Origin of the sequence: Paenibacillus sp. VTT E-133291 (assembly GCF_002264395.1) — a bacterium.
Classification (GTDB): domain Bacteria; phylum Bacillota; class Bacilli; order Paenibacillales; family Paenibacillaceae; genus Paenibacillus_AQ; species Paenibacillus_AQ nitricinens.
The window spans coordinates 1-1,130 of the sequence record NZ_NFVA01000216.1 but is presented as its reverse complement, the minus strand read 5'-3'; the positions used below and the strand labels follow the sequence as shown (position 1 = coordinate 1,130).

Sequence of the window (1,130 nt, the reverse complement as noted above, 5' to 3'; positions counted from 1 at the left end):
AAAGGGCCTTCCCGAAAGGATGGCAGCCAGCTACCGAAAGGGGTTTTATCCGTGAAAAAGGTTTATTTTATGATGATGGCGCTGTTCGTACTAATTACTGCGGTTCCGGTAAGCACAGCTCAAGCCGCAAGTGTAGATGCGAGCTGGTTGATTACATCAAAAGTGGCTCAAGGTGTTATTGGGATTAACTATGATATTCCGAAAGATAAAAGAATCAAACTCATGATCACTAAAGACAACAGCAGCTATACATATAACTTATATGCTTCTGGACAAGCTGAGGACTTCCCTTTACAACAAGGTAATGGTACTTATAAGGTTTCTGTTCTTGAGAACACAACAGGAAATAAATACAAATCGTTATATTCCGAAGTAGTAGATGTAACCATGAGTGACTCGAATTCCGTATATTTGGGCTCCGTACAGAATGTGAAATGGAGTTCTTCTGATAAAGCGATCCTTAAGGCAAAAGAGCTTACAAAAGGCAAAACAACAGATGAAGAAAAAGTTAAGGCAATCTATAACTATGTAGTTGCTAATGTACAATACGATTATTCTCTTGCTAATAACGTAACAACAGATTATATTCCGAACATTAACAACACTTTGAATACTAAAAAAGGAATCTGCTATGACTATGCTTCTCTTTTTGCCGCAATGCTGCGTAGTGTAGATGTGCCTGCTAAGTTGGTGATGGGGAATACTAGCTACGTTACCCAATATCATGCATGGAATGAAGTACTGATGGATGGGAAATGGGTTACTATTGATACTACGGTAGATGCATCGGCAGCGAAGAGTAAGAAGAATGCAGATTTTATTAAGGCTTCAAGTAAGTATACTGCAGCAAAATACTATTAATTTGCATCGCTAGAATCATAACTCTATTAAATAAACAACCAGCTTAATTATTAAGCTAGTTGTTTATTTTTCTATTAGGGGTTGCTTTTCTATGAATAGATAGGTTATTATAGTTAAGCGTTGTTGGAAAGCGTACAGGCAATGTTTGAGAGAGTGATATAAACGGCTTTCGAAAAATAAAGCTTGCATTACTGAGAACAACATGATATATTATAAGAGTTGCTGCTGAGACATTAAAAGGCGCCAACGAGAACTTGATCTTTGAAAAC

At 37.2% G+C, this 1,130-nt stretch carries 2 protein-coding genes; one reads left to right on the top strand and one right to left on the bottom strand.

Annotated elements, in window-relative coordinates; all coding sequences use genetic code 11:
- A partial coding sequence (locus tag CA598_RS31635) for a transglutaminase-like domain-containing protein (RefSeq protein ID WP_306440437.1) occupies positions 1-861 on the top strand: 861 nt, incomplete at its 5' end.
- 55 nt (positions 862-916) lie between these two features.
- Here CA598_RS31635 and CA598_RS32795 read toward each other — a convergent pair.
- Positions 917-1,130 (bottom strand): hypothetical protein (locus tag CA598_RS32795; protein ID WP_218832644.1); only part of this gene is annotated, 214 nt, incomplete at its 5' end.